The organism is Ferrovibrio sp. GW821-FHT12F09, from assembly GCF_058806775.1.
On record NZ_JBXAPZ010000002.1, the window covers coordinates 770,171 to 784,707 of the forward strand.

The 14,537-nt window shown below is 62.7% G+C and carries 22 protein-coding genes and 1 tRNA gene; 2 read left to right on the forward strand and 21 right to left on the reverse strand.

Annotated elements, in window-relative coordinates:
• Nucleotide 1: 1 nt before the first annotated feature.
• The 6 genes from AC1ROB_RS16680 to AC1ROB_RS16705 are packed head-to-tail and all read right to left on the reverse strand — an operon-like array spanning nt 2 to nt 4,176.
• Nucleotides 2-1,015 carry a DUF6352 family protein gene (locus AC1ROB_RS16680; RefSeq protein ID WP_492969995.1) on the reverse strand — a complete coding sequence of 338 codons (1,014 nt, stop codon included), beginning with the start codon at nt 1,013-1,015 and terminating at the stop codon, nt 2-4.
• Nucleotides 1,008-1,484 carry a DUF6505 family protein gene (locus tag AC1ROB_RS16685; protein ID WP_492969994.1) on the reverse strand — a complete coding sequence of 159 codons (477 nt, stop codon included), beginning with the start codon at nt 1,482-1,484 and terminating at the stop codon, nt 1,008-1,010. Before AC1ROB_RS16685 ends, AC1ROB_RS16680 begins: the two co-directional genes overlap by 8 nt.
• Nucleotides 1,481-2,209 carry a biotin/lipoate--protein ligase family protein gene (locus AC1ROB_RS16690; RefSeq protein WP_492969993.1) on the reverse strand — a complete coding sequence of 243 codons (729 nt, stop codon included), beginning with the start codon at nt 2,207-2,209 and terminating at the stop codon, nt 1,481-1,483. Before AC1ROB_RS16690 ends, AC1ROB_RS16685 begins: the two co-directional genes overlap by 4 nt.
• Nucleotides 2,206-2,829: a molybdenum cofactor guanylyltransferase MobA gene (mobA, locus tag AC1ROB_RS16695; protein ID WP_492969992.1), complete on the reverse strand. Its 624-nt coding sequence runs from the start codon at nt 2,827-2,829 to the stop codon at nt 2,206-2,208. The genes AC1ROB_RS16690 and mobA overlap by 4 nt, the downstream gene beginning before the upstream one ends.
• Nucleotides 2,829-3,722: a formate dehydrogenase accessory sulfurtransferase FdhD gene (locus AC1ROB_RS16700; protein WP_492969991.1), complete on the reverse strand. Its 894-nt coding sequence runs from the start codon at nt 3,720-3,722 to the stop codon at nt 2,829-2,831. Before AC1ROB_RS16700 ends, mobA begins: the two co-directional genes overlap by 1 nt.
• Before the next feature lie 22 nt (nt 3,723-3,744).
• Nucleotides 3,745-4,176, reverse strand: a complete 432-nt coding sequence (locus tag AC1ROB_RS16705; protein ID WP_492969990.1) for a CBS domain-containing protein — start codon at nt 4,174-4,176, stop codon at nt 3,745-3,747.
• A gap of 397 nt (nt 4,177-4,573) precedes the next feature.
• Here AC1ROB_RS16705 and AC1ROB_RS16710 point away from each other — a divergent pair.
• Nucleotides 4,574-4,663: transfer RNA gene (locus AC1ROB_RS16710), tRNA-Ser, on the forward strand.
• 169 nt (nt 4,664-4,832) lie between these two features.
• Nucleotides 4,833-6,098, forward strand: a complete 1,266-nt coding sequence (locus AC1ROB_RS16715; protein ID WP_492969989.1) for a tyrosine-type recombinase/integrase — start codon at nt 4,833-4,835, stop codon at nt 6,096-6,098.
• On the opposite strand, the gene AC1ROB_RS16720 is transcribed toward AC1ROB_RS16715, so the two are convergent.
• From AC1ROB_RS16720 to AC1ROB_RS16790, 15 genes are all read right to left on the reverse strand, one after another.
• Nucleotides 6,095-6,334: a DUF4031 domain-containing protein gene (locus AC1ROB_RS16720; RefSeq protein WP_492969988.1), complete on the reverse strand. Its 240-nt coding sequence runs from the start codon at nt 6,332-6,334 to the stop codon at nt 6,095-6,097. The two genes, AC1ROB_RS16715 and AC1ROB_RS16720, sit on opposite strands and share 4 nt — an antisense overlap.
• Nucleotides 6,312-6,938 (reverse strand): hypothetical protein, encoded by a 627-nt coding sequence (locus AC1ROB_RS16725; protein ID WP_492969987.1) that lies wholly within the window; start codon nt 6,936-6,938, stop codon nt 6,312-6,314. The genes AC1ROB_RS16720 and AC1ROB_RS16725 overlap by 23 nt, the downstream gene beginning before the upstream one ends.
• A 2-nt stretch (nt 6,939-6,940) precedes the next feature.
• Complete coding sequence (locus tag AC1ROB_RS16730; RefSeq protein WP_492969986.1) at nt 6,941-7,174, reverse strand: hypothetical protein; 234 nt, start codon at nt 7,172-7,174, stop codon at nt 6,941-6,943.
• Nucleotides 7,171-7,689, reverse strand: a complete 519-nt coding sequence (locus tag AC1ROB_RS16735; RefSeq protein ID WP_492969985.1) for a DUF1643 domain-containing protein — start codon at nt 7,687-7,689, stop codon at nt 7,171-7,173. The genes AC1ROB_RS16730 and AC1ROB_RS16735 overlap by 4 nt, the downstream gene beginning before the upstream one ends.
• A gap of 230 nt (nt 7,690-7,919) precedes the next feature.
• Complete coding sequence (locus tag AC1ROB_RS16740) at nt 7,920-8,468, reverse strand: hypothetical protein (protein ID WP_493031511.1); 549 nt, start codon at nt 8,466-8,468, stop codon at nt 7,920-7,922.
• 11 nt (nt 8,469-8,479) lie between these two features.
• On the reverse strand, nt 8,480-8,710 hold the full coding sequence (locus AC1ROB_RS16745; RefSeq protein ID WP_492969983.1) for a hypothetical protein: 231 nt from the start codon (nt 8,708-8,710) through the stop codon (nt 8,480-8,482).
• Between the two features lie 275 nt (nt 8,711-8,985).
• The gene (locus AC1ROB_RS16750) at nt 8,986-9,519 is read right to left on the reverse strand and encodes a hypothetical protein (protein WP_492969982.1); all 534 of its coding nucleotides are present in this window, start codon (nt 9,517-9,519) and stop codon (nt 8,986-8,988) included.
• The gene (locus AC1ROB_RS16755) at nt 9,520-9,678 is read right to left on the reverse strand and encodes a hypothetical protein (protein WP_492969981.1); all 159 of its coding nucleotides are present in this window, start codon (nt 9,676-9,678) and stop codon (nt 9,520-9,522) included.
• A gap of 130 nt (nt 9,679-9,808) precedes the next feature.
• Entirely contained in the window at nt 9,809-10,342 is a 534-nt protein-coding gene (locus AC1ROB_RS16760) for a hypothetical protein (protein ID WP_492969980.1), read from the reverse strand.
• Complete coding sequence (locus AC1ROB_RS16765; protein WP_492969979.1) at nt 10,342-10,629, reverse strand: helix-turn-helix domain-containing protein; 288 nt, start codon at nt 10,627-10,629, stop codon at nt 10,342-10,344. The genes AC1ROB_RS16760 and AC1ROB_RS16765 overlap by 1 nt, the downstream gene beginning before the upstream one ends.
• Nucleotides 10,619-10,900, reverse strand: a complete 282-nt coding sequence (locus AC1ROB_RS16770; protein WP_492969978.1) for a hypothetical protein — start codon at nt 10,898-10,900, stop codon at nt 10,619-10,621. The genes AC1ROB_RS16765 and AC1ROB_RS16770 overlap by 11 nt, the downstream gene beginning before the upstream one ends.
• Before the next feature lie 86 nt (nt 10,901-10,986).
• The gene (locus AC1ROB_RS16775) at nt 10,987-11,241 is read right to left on the reverse strand and encodes a hypothetical protein (RefSeq protein WP_492969977.1); all 255 of its coding nucleotides are present in this window, start codon (nt 11,239-11,241) and stop codon (nt 10,987-10,989) included.
• A 6-nt stretch (nt 11,242-11,247) separates the two neighbouring features.
• Nucleotides 11,248-12,990, reverse strand: a complete 1,743-nt coding sequence (locus AC1ROB_RS16780) for a hypothetical protein (RefSeq protein WP_492969976.1) — start codon at nt 12,988-12,990, stop codon at nt 11,248-11,250.
• The gene (locus AC1ROB_RS16785) at nt 12,990-13,715 is read right to left on the reverse strand and encodes a hypothetical protein (protein WP_492969975.1); all 726 of its coding nucleotides are present in this window, start codon (nt 13,713-13,715) and stop codon (nt 12,990-12,992) included. The genes AC1ROB_RS16780 and AC1ROB_RS16785 overlap by 1 nt, the downstream gene beginning before the upstream one ends.
• The gene (locus AC1ROB_RS16790; RefSeq protein WP_493031513.1) at nt 13,702-14,481 is read right to left on the reverse strand and encodes a hypothetical protein; all 780 of its coding nucleotides are present in this window, start codon (nt 14,479-14,481) and stop codon (nt 13,702-13,704) included. Before AC1ROB_RS16790 ends, AC1ROB_RS16785 begins: the two co-directional genes overlap by 14 nt.
• Between the last annotated feature and the right edge of the window lie 56 nt (nt 14,482-14,537).

Below are 14,537 nucleotides of genomic sequence, written 5' to 3' on the forward strand. Positions count from 1 at the left end.
TTCAGCTTCCCGTGTTGAGCGGCAAGTTTACCACAAGATTGTGCGGCTTCAGCCGCAGCGTGCCGTGATGATCGACGGCAACGCCCAGATAGACCGGGCGCCCGGCGACCCGCGGCAGCATCAGCGACGGATCGCGGAATTCCAGGCGAAACAGGGCCAGAATCTGGCGGAGATGGTCTTCATCGACCGATTGCCCTTCATACAGGGCGTTCATAATCGTGCTGGCTGTCGTATCCAGCCCGATATGCCAGACCCAGCGTTCGTCGCGAATAGTCTGCACCGGCGTGACCTGCACGGCGGCGCCGGTCAACCGCTCAACCCACAACTCGATCACCCGTGCCAGGGCGTCGTGGCCCGGACGGGTGAAGCTGAAGTCCAGGACGAAATCATGGCGGTCGCTGCGCGCCCAGTACTGCCCGGCATTTTCGCGGGTCAGGATATCCATATCCACGCTGCGCAGCGCCGTACCCGCTTGGCTGACCAGGGCGCCAAGCGAACCATAGCTGTCCTTGGCCGCCAGCATTTCCACCGTCTCTTCATCGGCCAGCAGGATGGCGCCATCGCGCAGCGTCACTTTCTGCACCCGGAAAAACAGCTCTGCCGCACGGGCGCGAAAGGCATCCTCCTTGCCATCCAGCAGATCGCGCAGGATCGCCGCGGCGAGATGATCCATGAACATGGCCGGCACGGCCGGCGCTTCCTTGCGGAACAGCCCCATATAGGCGGCCTCGACGCTGCCGCTGCGGACCAGATGGTCGCGGAAGCGCAGGAAGATTTCGTAATTCTGCCGGGCATCCGCATCAGCCAGCGTTCCAAGATCCGTCGCCGTGACCGTGCGCAACGGTGCTGCCAGCAATCCGGCATGCAGAGCACGCTCGGCATCGCAGGCCTCGTCAGGCGGCAGCATCTCCGGGCGGCTGAGATAGGCCCGGATGAAATCTTCGCCAATACTCAGGCGACCGTCAGGATTGCGGTCAAGCAGGTCATAACCACTGCTGATCCAGAAATCAGGCATCCGGTGCGATCTCCCAGATCTTGGTATGCGGTTTGTCGCCCGGCGGCGATACAATGCGGAACTGCTCACGGATGGCATCGCCATCCATGAAGCGGCTGAGGCTGAGCAGGGTATTGACCGGATGCTCGCTGAGCGAAGCGGTATAGTCGATCTCTTCCTTTGCCGCCGCCCGAGCCTCAGCATGGCTCGGCGCGCCGTATTCTTCGACCAGGTGCTGCGCAAGGGCTTCGATGACGGCGGCATACTCCTCGGCGGTGATCGTCGATACCGTGACCAGGGTGGACCAGCCGAAGCTGCCCAGACCCAGAAAGCCATTGGCAAAAGCCTGGCGCTCCTGCCGACTGAGACTCTCCGGATCGGCATCGGCAAAGGCGAAGGTGCCCGGCACGGCCCATTCGCCGGGCTCGGCTGCGGCTGTGAAGACCCGCTGATCCGAGTCATCGAACCGGATCGCACGCAGCAGCTTCATGACGGCCGCACCAGGTGTTCGGGCAACGCCCAGCTGGGCTGGCGCAACGCGTCGCGCAGAGTCCGCCAGGCTTTCGCCGCGCCATCCTGCTGCCAGACGTCGCCATTGGCTTCCACCTGCAACGCCTTGTCGTTCAGGTCGTGCAGTACCGCGCGGCGGACCGGCTCGAAGCCTTCCTCCTGCCAGCGATCCAGCCAGTGCAGCGTATGGCGCGTAAAGGATTCGATCAATCTGGGCACAGTGATCTCGCCGCAGCCCTCCTCATGCAGGTTGGTATATTCAAGCTCCACACCCGGCGCATCGTCCTCTTCGCGGGGCGGCACCATCTGCACCGTGATGCCGATGACCAGCCAGTCGGGCACATCGGCCATGCCTTCCTTTTCCACCAGTGGGCCATGGCCGATACGCACGCCGCCGACACAGGCCTCGTTGACCAGCAGACGGTCGGGCCAGGCGATGCTGGCCGGCGTTTCAGCCGGCGCCAGTCCGGCCAGGCCGTCATGCAGGCCGAGCAGCCCGACATAGGCGAGGGTCAGCGCCGGCTGCACGGGATCGAGCGGACGCAGCAACAGCGCCGCCTCGCAGCGATCCGTGCGGTTGATCCAGAGCAGCAGGCCGTCCTCGGCGCCATCGTCGGCCGCCTTGCAGGCCGTGGCAAAGGCATCGGCCGCGCAAAGGCGCAGCGTGTAGCCCGGTGGAACATTCGGCCAGTCAGCCGGAGTCATGCCCGCTCTCCCAGTATCGTCAGCAGCCGTTCGGCTTCGGCCAGGTCTTCCGGTGTATTGGCGTTGAAAAAGGGATCGACCAGATCCACCGCAAAATCAACCTGCACCAGCTTGTGGCGTCCCGTCCAGCGGTCGACCTTGCGGATATCCTCCACCGTCACGGCATGATGCAGATCATCGAACAGCCGCACCGGCCAAAGGCCGATCACCGGATAGGCCTGGCCATCGGAGGCCGCGCAGGCCAGATCGGCGCCGGCTTCTTCGCGTGCCGCCAGCAGGCGCGCCACCAGATCGCGCGGCAGGAACGGTCCGTCGCCCGGCACAGTAACGATATCGGCGATATCCGGACGGTTTGCCTTGGCCCAGGCCAGGCCCGAGAGCACCCCGGCCAGCGGCCCGACAAAGCCATCGACCGCATCGCCGGCAACCGGCAAGCCAAAGCTGGCAAACCGCGCCGGGTCACCATTCGCATTCAGCACCACCCCATCGACCTGTGGCACAAAGCGATCAAGGATATGAGACAGGATCGGACGCCCCGCCAGCGACTGCAGGCTTTTGTCACCGCCGCCCATCCGGCGGGCGAGACCGCCGGCCAGCACAACGCCCAGAACGGTTGCCATTATGCCGCCTCGTCGTCGCGGCCGCCCTTGCGCTGCGACCGCGCCCCCTCTTCCGCAACGGCGGCAGGATCGGCATCGAAACGCAGGCGTTCAGCACCGGCCAGCGCCACAAAGCGTTTGCCCTTGGCACGGCCAATCAGGGTCATGCCGATCTGGCGCGCCAGCTGCACGCCCCAGGCGGTGAAGCCCGAACGGCTGATGAGGATCGGAATGCCCATCTGCGCGGTCTTGATCACCATTTCCGAGGTCAGCCGGCCGGTGGTGTACATGCTTTTGCCTGCCGCCGAAACGCCATGCACGCGCATGTAGCCGGCGATCTTGTCGATCGCATTATGCCGACCGACATCCTCCATATAGATCAACGGCCGGTCGCCCTCGCAAAGCACGCAGCCATGAATGGCGCCGGCCTCGAGATACAGCGACGGCTGCAGGTTGATCTTTTTCGACAGGGCATAGATCCAGGATGTGCGCAATTCCGCCTGCGGATCCAGCCTCACGCTTTCCACCGCATCCATCATGTTGCCGAAGACCGTGCCCTGGGCGCAACCCGAAGTCTGGGTCTTCTTCTTCAGACGCTCCTCGTAATCGGTGCGCCGGGCCGTACGGACCACGATGGTCTCGATCTCGGGATCAAAATCGATACCGGTGACCTCATCATCGGGCAAAAGCATGCGCTGATTGATCAGATAGCCCAGTGCCAGATAATCGGGGTAGTCGCCGATCGTCATCATGGTGACGATCTCCTGCCCGTTCAGGAACAGCGTCAGGGGGCGTTCGACCGGCACCTTGGTCTCGACGGGCCGGCCGTCATGGTCGATACCCTGCACCGTCTCGGTCAGGGCGGGGTTCTGCGGGTCCGGGGCGACCAGGAAGTCTGTCAGCTGGCGAGTCATGGCTCCCTATATAGGGCAGAGTTCAGCCGGTGGCGATGTACTGCCGCAAGGCTTCGGCTTCCATCTGGGTGGCGGCGATGCGCCGTTTCACCACATCGCCGATGGAGATCATGCCGGTCAGGCGGCCGTTATCCACCACCGGCAGATGGCGTATGCGCCGCTTGGTCATCAGATGCATGACATCTTCGATGGTGTCGCGGCTGGAGCAGACCATGACATTCTTGGTCATGATCGTATCGGCGCTCTGCTGCAACAGATCGATGCCGATCATCGCCAGGCCGCGCACGATATCGCGCTCCGACAGAATTCCGGCAATGCCGCCATCGGGTCGCAGCACCAGCACGGCACCGATGCCTTTGTCTGCCAGCATCTGGCAAACCGATTCGATCGTATCCCCGGGCTTGGCGTGAACCACGCTGCCGGTCTTGTCCTTGAGGATATGCGCAACGGTCATGCTGGTTTCCTCCTTGGCTTGGCGCCTGGTGGCGCAGTCGTTTCTCGGATGCGTTAGATGTCCTTGGGCAGAATGTCGACAACAGGGTGCTTCAGGCTGCGGAACCCGGCAAATCCGGGACGGCAGTATGGTCGGGTGCTGAAGCCAGAACCCATGGCGGCCTCCCGTCGCAGCGTCTTCTGGATACGGTGAATCCGCAGCCCGGACACTGTCTCGGCACCAGTCTCGGTCAAGCCCGCAAGGATGACAAGGCCGAACCGTTCGGCCTGCCTTAAGCTATTGATGGATCATTATCTTCCCCACCCGGTCGGAGCCTTGCGGGCGGGGGTGGCATCGGTTATGGTCCGCGCCGTTTTCGACCTCCGGCCGTGGTCTTCACCATCCAGCCGGTCCTCGCGGAGAGGTGCCAGAGTGGTCGATCGGGACGGTCTCGAAAACCGTTGTGCGTGCAAGCGTACCGTGGGTTCGAATCCCACCCTCTCCGCCAGCCTCCACTTTCAACACGTCCCATAACGTCCATCGTACCTTGCGCTCAGCCGCATGCTTGCTGCATTTTCGTAGCGTCGGTTGTCCCACTACGTCCCACTCGTTCCAGCGTGTCGCGGGGTAGCGTTGGGGGTACGGCCTCGAAAATTTGGGGGTATCGGGTTTTTGCCATGCTGACTGACGTTGCAGCGCGCCGCGCCAAGCCGAAAGAGAAGCCATTCAAGCTGTCAGATAGCGGTGGCCTGCACCTGCTGGTCAACCCGAATGGCAGCAAGCTGTGGCGTCTCAAATACCGGTATCCAGGGCCTGATGGAAAGCCCAAGGAAAAGCTGCTGGCGCTCGGCCCATACCCCACCATCGGGCTGGCCGAGGCGCGCGAGAAACGCGACGACGCCAAGCGCCAACTGATTGAGGGCCGCGACCCCAGCGTGGAGAAGCGCAGGCAGGTGGCGGCCGTGGTGGAAGCCACGGGCACGCTGTTCCAGGATACCGCGAAGGAATGGTGGGAGGTGCAGCGGCCCGGCTGGGGTGAGCGCCACGCGAATGATGTTTGGGATAGCCTGGTGGCCGATGTGTTCCCGATCATCGGGACGCTGCCGATAGCCAGTATAGAACCGCCCCTGATCCTGCAGCAGGTGCTGCGGCCGATTGAGCGCCGCGGCGCCGTCGAGACGGCGCACCGGGTGTGCCAGCGCATCAGTGCGGTGTTCGTTTTTGCCATCGCCAGCGGCACGGCCAAGGCCGACCCGGCGGCGGTGGTGAAGGGGGCGCTTAAGCAGGTCATCAGAGGCCGCCAGCCCAGTGTCACCGACCTTGACCAGGCAAGGGCCATGCTGGCCGCCGTAGAGGCCCAGCCAGGGCATCCGGTCACCAAGCTGGGGCACCGGCTGCTGGCCCTCACGGCGGTGCGTGTCGGCTCGCTGCTGGGCACCCCGTGGTCAGAGTTTTCAGATATCGACCCGGCCAAGGCCGTATGGATCATCCCGGCCGACCGCATGAAGCTGAAGAAAGAGGCCAAGGCCGATGAGGCCCGCGAGCACTGGGTGCCGCTGTCCACCCAGGCGCTGGAAGTGATCGCCGCGCTGCGCAAGGCCTCCGGCGCCGGCCAGCTGGTGCTGCCCAACGACAGGTTCCCGGCGCGGCCGATGAGCGAGAATGCAATCGGCTATATGTTGAACCGGGCCGGATATCACCAGAGGCATGTACCGCACGGCTGGCGCGCCACATTCAGCACCTGCATGAACGAACGGTTTGCGGCCGACCGCGCGGTGATTGACCTGATGCTGGCGCACGTCCCCAAGGATAAGGTGGAGGCGGCCTATAACCGCGCCGCCCACATCGAGCGCCGGCGTGAACTGGCGCAGTTGTGGGCCGACCTGCTGCTGAAGGATGCCGCGCCGGCCTGGTCGCTGCTGACTGGACCGAAGCGCCGCTAGAGCAATCTGCTGGCGGCCTGCGCGGCCCGGATGATGGCGACGATATCCCGAGGCCTCACGACAGTGCAGCGCGCCGCCACAGCCGCCTGCATGCGCTTCGGGATATCGTAATGCGGCATGTCACCACCGTGGAACCAATGGCGCGCTATGCCCAGATCGGCCGCCATGGCGTGCAGGCCGGCGACGCTGTACGGGTCGCAGATGAGGTGGCGCTTATCGTCGGTGAGGTAGCGCACGGCCATCCATCAGCTTAGAACCGTTAGTAAGTGCGGATCGGTGCGGGGCGATTGCGTCCTCATAGGTTGCACCAAGAACACCGCCACTGTTCCAATGCAAAGCTGCCTGATACCACGCATCCCACATGATAGCGTTGCGCTCTGTCAGAACCATGTCGAATTTCCAGACAGTCTTGCGGTCCTGAATGAAGTTTCGTATGGCACCCATTTCTTCTGAAATGCTCATCATCTTGGTGACCAACGCAATAGCCTCAGGCTCTCGTTCCGTCGCCTTGGCGGCCACCACAGAGAAATTACGGGCGGCAAGTGCGCGCACAAACTTTCCGGCAGTGATCGCCGCCGCTTGTGTAGCTTGATTGTGGGCTTTTAATATTTTGGCATCAGCAGGTGACCACGGCGCGCGCGTTTCAATCGTTGCGCATATCTTTTGCGATATAGCTTGCACTTCACACTCAACTTCCGCGGCTCTGTCTGGAATGGATTTAAGAAACTCTATTGCGCGCAGTACAGGTGAAACATTCCCTGCACGCTCTGCCCAACTTTTCGCATATGCCTCTAATTCCCTCACTAGGGCATCACGCTCATTCATGGTATCAGCGGTCATCGCTATACGCTCCCCGTAAACCGTGGCATCTCCGCCGCTTCGTGCTGGGCCTCGCGCTGCATGGCGAATTTCAGCAGCGCCCAAAGCACCTCAGACGGCTTATAGCGGTTGCTGACGTGGAAGAATTCAGGCGCCGTGCCGCGCATCATGGTGGCGCGTCGCATCTCTTTGGCATCCATCGTGATGATGATTTGCCGGCCGCCATCCGGCAGTGCGCGCTGTTCCAGGTACATCATGCCACCATCGTGATGGGTTTAACGCCGTAGCCCACATACAGCGGGTGCTGCGGTGAACCGTCGCCGTTCAATTTCAATGCGTGCGGGATTGCGCCGGCGTCACGCACCAGCTGCAACACCTCAGCGGAGCGACCCGGCTTTACGCGGTCGCAGTGATTTCCCCAACCGCAAACCACCAGGCCGCCTTCACGGGCGATGCGCTTAACTGTGCCGGAAATCCATTCATTGTTCTCAGGCCCAATGGGATCGGGCTGGCCGTATAGGTTTTCCGGCTCGGTGTCCCTCCACCCATAGGCATTCAGGATGATGACGCCGCCAAATCCCAACATCACCGCGCGGCGCTGGCACCGCTCTACGGTGGGGTCATTGGCCAATTCATCGGCCGTGCTCGGATTGAGCATGATGAAAACGATGACCGGCAGTCGTGTATCCCAGATGATGGAAAGCCGGTACCGCCAGCGCCTGCACTTGCTGAAGATGGCGGCGCGTGTGGTCAGCATGTCTGCGGTGGTCATAATGGCTTCCTCTTCCACCAACCTGGTTGAAGAAGGAAATGGCGCGGCCGAACCTTTGGCAGCAACACCACAAACCCGCGCTCACGATGGCGCTGCAGTGTGCGGGCCGCCTTGTGCCGGAGGATGATCGGCCGGAACCATTCCCACCACGATATGGAATACTTGGCATAGGCGAGATTATCGCCCTCGCGGTGCTTGATGAGTGTTCGGTATACTAGGCGCATTGTCGCCTACTCGCTGGTGGTGGGGTGTGGGGCGACTGCGAGCATGGCGGCATACTGCTTCTTGAAGCGCTGCCATCTAAAGTTTCCTTCTGGGTCCATCGCTTCGCACATATCACTTGTTGGCTCAACCGGCACCAGCCTCCACCTTTCCGGCACCACGCCGCGCTGGGAGAGGGCGGCTTGTGATCGACGTGGGCAAGGATCGCACCGGGTCTTATCGGTCGGGTATCCGACTGGGGGACAGCCTTCGCATAATTTGGTGCCAAATGCAGCCTCAAGAACTTCCTTCGCGTCACGACGCCAAGCCAGTTTGATTTCGTCCGGCAACCCATCCCACGTATCGACACCGTCCATGTCGTCACGGGCCGCGCATTCAGACATTTGCTTGGCGGCAGCCTCAATCCGCTCATCCGTCACCAAGGGAGCCTGCTGCGGCTGGGAGCGGAGAAGCGCCTCTATTTCCTCAGCTATCGCATGGAAGACAGGTAGTGTGTCGGGTGAATAATTCCTCAGCCATTTTACGCGCTGTTCCGCTGCTTCCACAGGGTTCATCATAGCGTCTGCCATCAGTCCACCACCGCGCCGGCAGGCACTTCACCAGGCGCCGGGCGCCGCGTACTGACCGACCACACCATGCGGTCTGGCCTGCTGCGTGAAGGGCCGTACTTAGCATCTTCGCGCGCCACCAGCAGCGGGCCGCCGGGAAAGACGCGGTGGATATCGCCGGCCTTAACGTCCTTCAGGCCAGCTGCGGCATGCCATGCGCCGTTGCGCCAGATTTTCAGGTTCTCTGCCATAGCATTCACTCCGTTGTGAGAGGCCAGCTTTCGCCATTCGCCGGCCGCTTGCATCCCTTCACAGCCGCCAATGTGTTTTCGTTTCCGTTCCATCCGGCGGCACCGGGCGGCAGCTGGTTGGCTGGCGCCACAACAACCAATCCGGCTGCGGCCAACTCATCCAGCGCCGCCTTGTTCGTGCATGATGTGAGGGCGCCTGAAAAACAGGTTGGTTGGTCCGCCGAACGCGAACAGACACACCAATATGATTTCTGCGTCGCGCGAAATCTTCGCCATCAGATTTTCACTCCCGTTGCGCGCAAGCGCTGTTCAACGAATTGCCGCGCATGGTGGTCGCCACCGAGCACGATGGAAAACTTGTCTTCCTCGCCACCAGGTGCCGGGATGAGCGCAAGGAACATCGCCTTGGCATCATGCTTCCGGCACGCGGTGGCGAACGCTGCCTGGAAGGCGCGCACGTCCCAGCGGACGGTGCCGTTGTGCGGCTCAATCGTGCCGTTCTCGATACCGTGGGCCATGATGAGGCAGATGCAGAGCGCGCGCGCCGGCCTCATCGAAACGTGGGCGTCCAGGCGCTGGCCTGTGGTCTTGTTCCAGGCCCAGCCGAAGCCGTCGCTATCGCAGGCGCCAGCCCAGCCTGGAGGAAAGGCCAGCAGGGCGGCATCAACGCTTTCAACAAAAAAGAACGGCACGCCGACCGCCTTGGCGACCTCCTTTGAAAGGCCATTCAATTCATCCATGGCATCAGTGGCATCCTGGATAAATCCCGCCTGCAGGCGCTTAATCAGGCTTTCGGTTTCGAGATGCATCTAACTCATCCTTGCAATGATGTGCCAAACCAGTGGAATACCGAGCGCCGCCACCACGGCGACGATGGCCCAGCCGCGGCCGTCCTGGTGCCGCGTGGTCACACCTCCACCACGCGGATGCGCACGCAGCGCAATCCGCTCCGATAGAGGCGCTTCCATGTCCACTTTGGGCTGTACCTTGTCAGGCATTCTTTGATGCACTGGCTGCGCGTCCAGGCTGCGGTGCCAACCAGTAGGGCGCCCGTGCGTGACCTGATAACCCACCCATCGTGATTGCGTCGCCGGCCATTCATGCGATGCCCTCCGGCGGCTGAATGCCGGGCCGCATCGCGGTGTGCTCACCAGTCCGCGCTGCGTGCCAATTGCACAGAGCGGCAGCGGCGGCGATGATCCGGTGCAGCTGCGCTTCATGCGGCGGCATATCATTCGGCGGGTTGTGCAGCGCCTTGCCGGACAGGTGGGCAACCAGCCAGTACCAGTCCGCGTCCGTCTTCCCGGCATCGTGCTGGCTGCCCCAACGCTCGCGCTGGTGCACGGCTTCGATGGCGACGCCATAGACAAACTTGTGAACCTCTGGGGTATTCAGCAGCGCGGTGAGGCGCTTCACCTCCGCTTCGGCCAAGGCTGCTCGGTTCACCGCATCGTTGGCAATCGCCTCCACATCAGCCTTATGCTCCATAACGGCGAGTGTATGGCGTGCAATTCTGCGCCAACGATCCATTGTTTCCTGGAACCTGGAAACGGAACTGAAATCAACTCCGGCGATATCGGCTAGGCGCTTCACCTCGGCATCAACCGCCGCGAGAACGTAAACTTGCGGCATCAGCGGCCACCCTTCCGATTGACGCGGCGCGCCTTCATCGCCGCCGCCGCTTCAGCCTTGGCGTGTTTGTCAACGTCAGCAAAGAATGCCGCCACCGGGATGCCGAAATAGCGCGCCAGCGCCAACAGGCTGTGCGCCGGAACGGGCGAAACGCCATTCTCGTATTTCTGGACCTGCGACCGCTTCACAGCCACCACAGCGCCCATCTGACCCTGCGGCAATTCCAGGGCCTCGCGTTCACGGCGGATCACACCGCCAACGGCTTTGTTGATCCGGTCAACCGGCATGGTTCACCCCCAGCAGGATGCGCTGCATTTTCTTGTAGGTTTCTGGTGCTGCACCACGGAACGACGGACCCAACTCACGGCGCAGCGTGGCTTCCAGATCGGCCCAGTTGCGGACGATGGCCGACCAATCCCGGCTCACCGTCAGCATCTTGAACAGCTGCGAACGCCACATTGGGAAGCGGTCCAACAGCAGCACACAGCGGCGCAGGTCAGCAGGATCACGCGGGTGCGCCTTGGCGAAATGCGGGTCAGTGATCTTCAGACCCAGCATGCGAGCGCCGAGCACCTTGCTGCTGCTGCCAACTTCTCCGTTGTGCAGCCAGTCGCAGTACCGAACAAATGTGCTCGGCCGTGGCATCAGGCTTTCACCCGAATGAAGCGGAAGCCGTTGCCGGGACCGCAGTTGCCGACCGCGGGCCGACTGAAAGCGTGGTTGCGACGGGTGGCACGGCTGACGCGGCCCGCGGCGGACTGCTGGGCTTTCTGCTGCTGACGCGCGCGGCGCTTGTTCGCGCTGACGGCGGCCAGGTGGCGCTGGCGCCTGTCTTCGGCGGTGATGGCGGGCGTGTTGGCCTCATCAAAGACCATGACCACTTCGCGTTTGTTGTCCATATTCCGTTACTCCTGTGCGATGGCGGCACAAGTGCCGTTATCAAACCAAAATGAATTGCCGACGCCGAGGCGCGCGAGATTGGGGACCTTGTCGGGTCCCTCTGCCTTGATGCCGGCGAAGAACGGCTGCCCGCGCTTCACCAGCAGCTTCAGCAGGCCGCTGACACGCTTGTTTTCCAGGACTTCCATGGCGTCGATTACCACCGCCGCGCTGCCATCCATTTCAGCGAAGGCAAGCTGTATGCTGGTGCGCACCATGAATTGTTCGCTGTCCGCCAGCAGGACATACGGGCGGCCGTGCAACTCGGCGGTCATCTCCGGCGTGACGGTGACCGTGGGCCATCCCGATGCGGCGCTGTATGTCAGCAGCAGAGTGTTGAAGCCCTGCAGCTTGCGTTCCATCACGGTGCGGCGGACGCCTTTCTTGGCGTCCAGTGCGTCCACGATGTTGGCCGTGGAGGTGATGACCTTTTGCAGGCGGTTCGCCTCGGTCCACTTCTCCCAGGCATGCAGCCGTTCTTCGGCCAGGCGCACGGCCTCGCGCGCCTTATTGACTTCCTCCGCCGTAACGGTCCCGGTGGACTGGCGCGCGGCGGTGAAATCACCAGCGGCGGTGCGCGCAATCTTCAGCTGGACTTCCAGCATGGCCAGGTCGCCGGCGGCGCGGTCGGCCTCGGATTTCGCGTTGGCGTATGCCGTCTGCGCATCGCCATAGACCTTGGCCACCATGGCTTCCTTGGCCTGGTCAATCGACGGCAGCGCATCCAGCTTGTACTTGCCGGCGCCTTCAACGCGGACGGCGAGGCGAATATTGCATGCCGGGCAGTGGGTGCTGTCCGTACCGGCCGGCGGGGTGGATGCATTGAACGCCACCAACGCATCGGCCGCGGTCTTGGCCTTACTCTCGCTGGTGGTTTTTGCCACCGTCACCTTGGCTTCCAGATCGGCCACCTTGGCCGCCTCAGCCTGCAGGTCACCCAGCTTACTGCTGTCAACTGCCTGCCGGCTCACCGCGTCTTCCAGCGCGGCCTTGGCGGCCGTCACGATGGCGCCCAAACCATCCTTGCTGGCCTGCGTCAGTGTTTCTTCCCAACCATTGGGCAGCCAGCTTTCGGCCTTCTTGCTGCCCCATTCGCCGGCGCCGGTGACGTGGCCCCAGTTGGCCTTACTGTCGCGCATCTGGTTGGTGTATCGTGTCAGCGTGGCATCCCAGCCATCGCGCGACACTTCCTTGAAGATGGCCGCCGCTTTGGCGGTCACATATTCGACCTGCTTTGCCTCGCGCTCATCTTTCGGCTCGCCAGTCCAGTTGTAACCGGGCATGAACATGCCAAAGAGGCTGTAACGCAGATCGGTTTCGGTCGGGTCGGCCTTCAGCACCTTGCGCAGCGCTTCGATACGGTCGGCTTCCTTCAGGTCCACCCAGTGCAGCAGCCCAACCGCATACAGGCTGGCTTCCGGCGGGGCGTCGCCGGCGGAGGTGCGCTCTGCCTTGGGCCAGATCGCCGTGGCCATATGGCCGTTCGCGCCCGTCGCCATGGCCGAGGCCTTTGCGGCACCGGTGCGCACCAGCATGCCGCTTTCGCCTTTCTTCAGGCCGAGCGGCATGACGTGGCCGGACAGCACCGCCGCGATGGCGCGCAGGGCAGATGATTTGCCCTGACCATTGCGGCCCGCCAGCAGCGCACCCGGCGTGGCGGCGATATCGGCAGACGCGCAACCCTGGAAGCCTTCCACGATGACGCGCATTAGCGGCGGCCCTTCGTGGCGGCCTTGCGCTTGGCGGCCTTCGGTTTGGCTGCAGCCTTCTTCTTCGCGGCAGGTTTCCGAGGGGCGTTTGCGGCCTTCTTCTTCGCGGCGGTCTTACGCTTGGTGCCAGCAAAGTGTTTACGGATGAATTCGGCGTCGCCCTTGTCGGCTTCGCGCATATCCGCGATGGTCGGCAGTCGCTTCGCAACCTCGGTGATATTCACCGTTTCAATCTGGTTGCCATCAGGGCCGTCACGGAACTGCGGAGTGCCGACCCGGTAGCCACATTTTTCCAGCCATGCGGTAAGTCGCGCAATGGTGTGGGTCTTACCGCAGGCGCGCGGCCCGGTGAGGGTCAGGGTGAACATAGAGCCACGGCGATGGCATGCCCTGACCTTAAAGCCAGCTTCACCAAGGAAAATCACTATCGCGTCCATCATGTAGCCGTCAGGCCCTTCAAGACGCCCGGCGCCGCCGCGCTGGACGAAGCTTTGCGCCAACGCTTCCGCCTCTTCTTTCCGGCTCTGCACCGGGCACGGCGCGCCATGCAGGTCATCGTGCGGATACAGGCACGGCATTTCCGAGCGGGCCGCGTTGTCGAATGCGCCGCGCAGGCTCCACGCTTCCGACCACCAGGCCTTGAAGCTGTTCCAGGTCCGACGCAGCCACGACGGCTGATTGGGAACTGGCATGCCGGCGCCGGGGTTGATTTCAGGGTGCGTCATTGGTTTCTTCTCCGGTATTGACCGGCTGGCCGGACTGGCCGCCGAGAATGGTCTTGATGAAATCGGGGTAGACAGCTTCTTCCGACTCCACCCGCATCGGCATCAGTACGCCGAAGAACTCAGGCAGATGCTTGATGAGAACCACCATCGGGGCCTTGGGGTCGGACTGCCAAATCGTGAGGTGCTGAGGGTCGCCATCTTCGCAGCGGTACAGGCCGGCGGCGTACTGAGCGACGCTTGAAAAATCAGCCATGTACTGGGCACGGACCTGGAAGTAAGACGGCGCCGGCGGATCGCGCGGCACCACGCGCTGCCAGATGGGGTAATCCAGAGCGATCGGTGCCTTGTGGGCGAAAGCGATATAGTCGCGCTCCACATCAGATGTTTCGTCCAGCAACTGCGCGCCGGTGGCGAGATAGACGGTGTCGCCAATGAAATGCAGGCGCTTCGGCCGCGTCTCCATTTCGCCGGGGCTGGCGGCGTCATGCTTTATGAAGCCGACCAGGCGCCGCGGCAGAGGGCAAATCCAGCGGCCGTTCGTGCTGCCTTCCTTGTCCCAGATCGCAACGAGACGGTGGCCATCGGTGGCCACCAGGATCACGCCGCCATCGGGGTGCTTATCGACCAGCACACCATTGAGGTAAAACCGCGCGTCTTCGGTGCTCACGAACGGCTGCAGCATCGCTGCATAAGGCGCCGCGAAATGGCAGTTACGCTTGATGCCGGTGACGCCATCGGTAGGCATCATCGCAGTAGTCTCGGACATAGCGGCCTCGCTGTTTCGGTAGGTTTACGTTGTAGCGGCTTCTATGCCGCTACCCT

Coding starts and splice junctions, on each gene's coding strand:
- AC1ROB_RS16685 (WP_492969994.1), bottom strand. CDS start 1,484: ATGAAGCTGCTGCGTGCGATCCGGTTCGATGACTCGGATCAGCGGGTC.
- AC1ROB_RS16750 (WP_492969982.1), bottom strand. CDS start 9,519: ATGCATCTCGAAACCGAAAGCCTGATTAAGCGCCTGCAGGCGGGATTT.
- AC1ROB_RS16765 (WP_492969979.1), bottom strand. CDS start 10,629: ATGCCGGTTGACCGGATCAACAAAGCCGTTGGCGGTGTGATCCGCCGT.
- AC1ROB_RS16780 (WP_492969976.1), bottom strand. CDS start 12,990: ATGCGCGTCATCGTGGAAGGCTTCCAGGGTTGCGCGTCTGCCGATATC.
- mobA (WP_492969992.1), bottom strand. CDS start 2,829: ATGGCAACCGTTCTGGGCGTTGTGCTGGCCGGCGGTCTCGCCCGCCGG.
- AC1ROB_RS16745 (WP_492969983.1), bottom strand. CDS start 8,710: ATGGCAGAGAACCTGAAAATCTGGCGCAACGGCGCATGGCATGCCGCA.
- AC1ROB_RS16690 (WP_492969993.1), bottom strand. CDS start 2,209: ATGACTCCGGCTGACTGGCCGAATGTTCCACCGGGCTACACGCTGCGC.
- AC1ROB_RS16775 (WP_492969977.1), bottom strand. CDS start 11,241: ATGGACAACAAACGCGAAGTGGTCATGGTCTTTGATGAGGCCAACACG.
- AC1ROB_RS16740 (WP_493031511.1), bottom strand. CDS start 8,468: ATGATGAACCCTGTGGAAGCAGCGGAACAGCGCGTAAAATGGCTGAGG.
- AC1ROB_RS16730 (WP_492969986.1), bottom strand. CDS start 7,174: ATGATGTACCTGGAACAGCGCGCACTGCCGGATGGCGGCCGGCAAATC.
- AC1ROB_RS16735 (WP_492969985.1), bottom strand. CDS start 7,689: ATGACCACCGCAGACATGCTGACCACACGCGCCGCCATCTTCAGCAAG.
- AC1ROB_RS16725 (WP_492969987.1), bottom strand. CDS start 6,938: ATGACCGCTGATACCATGAATGAGCGTGATGCCCTAGTGAGGGAATTA.
- AC1ROB_RS16715 (WP_492969989.1), top strand. CDS start 4,833: ATGCTGACTGACGTTGCAGCGCGCCGCGCCAAGCCGAAAGAGAAGCCA.
- AC1ROB_RS16705 (WP_492969990.1), bottom strand. CDS start 4,176: ATGACCGTTGCGCATATCCTCAAGGACAAGACCGGCAGCGTGGTTCAC.
- AC1ROB_RS16755 (WP_492969981.1), bottom strand. CDS start 9,678: ATGGAAGCGCCTCTATCGGAGCGGATTGCGCTGCGTGCGCATCCGCGT.
- AC1ROB_RS16790 (WP_493031513.1), bottom strand. CDS start 14,481: ATGTCCGAGACTACTGCGATGATGCCTACCGATGGCGTCACCGGCATC.
- AC1ROB_RS16680 (WP_492969995.1), bottom strand. CDS start 1,015: ATGCCTGATTTCTGGATCAGCAGTGGTTATGACCTGCTTGACCGCAAT.
- AC1ROB_RS16770 (WP_492969978.1), bottom strand. CDS start 10,900: ATGCTGGGTCTGAAGATCACTGACCCGCATTTCGCCAAGGCGCACCCG.
- AC1ROB_RS16785 (WP_492969975.1), bottom strand. CDS start 13,715: ATGACGCACCCTGAAATCAACCCCGGCGCCGGCATGCCAGTTCCCAAT.
- AC1ROB_RS16760 (WP_492969980.1), bottom strand. CDS start 10,342: ATGCCGCAAGTTTACGTTCTCGCGGCGGTTGATGCCGAGGTGAAGCGC.
- AC1ROB_RS16700 (WP_492969991.1), bottom strand. CDS start 3,722: ATGACTCGCCAGCTGACAGACTTCCTGGTCGCCCCGGACCCGCAGAAC.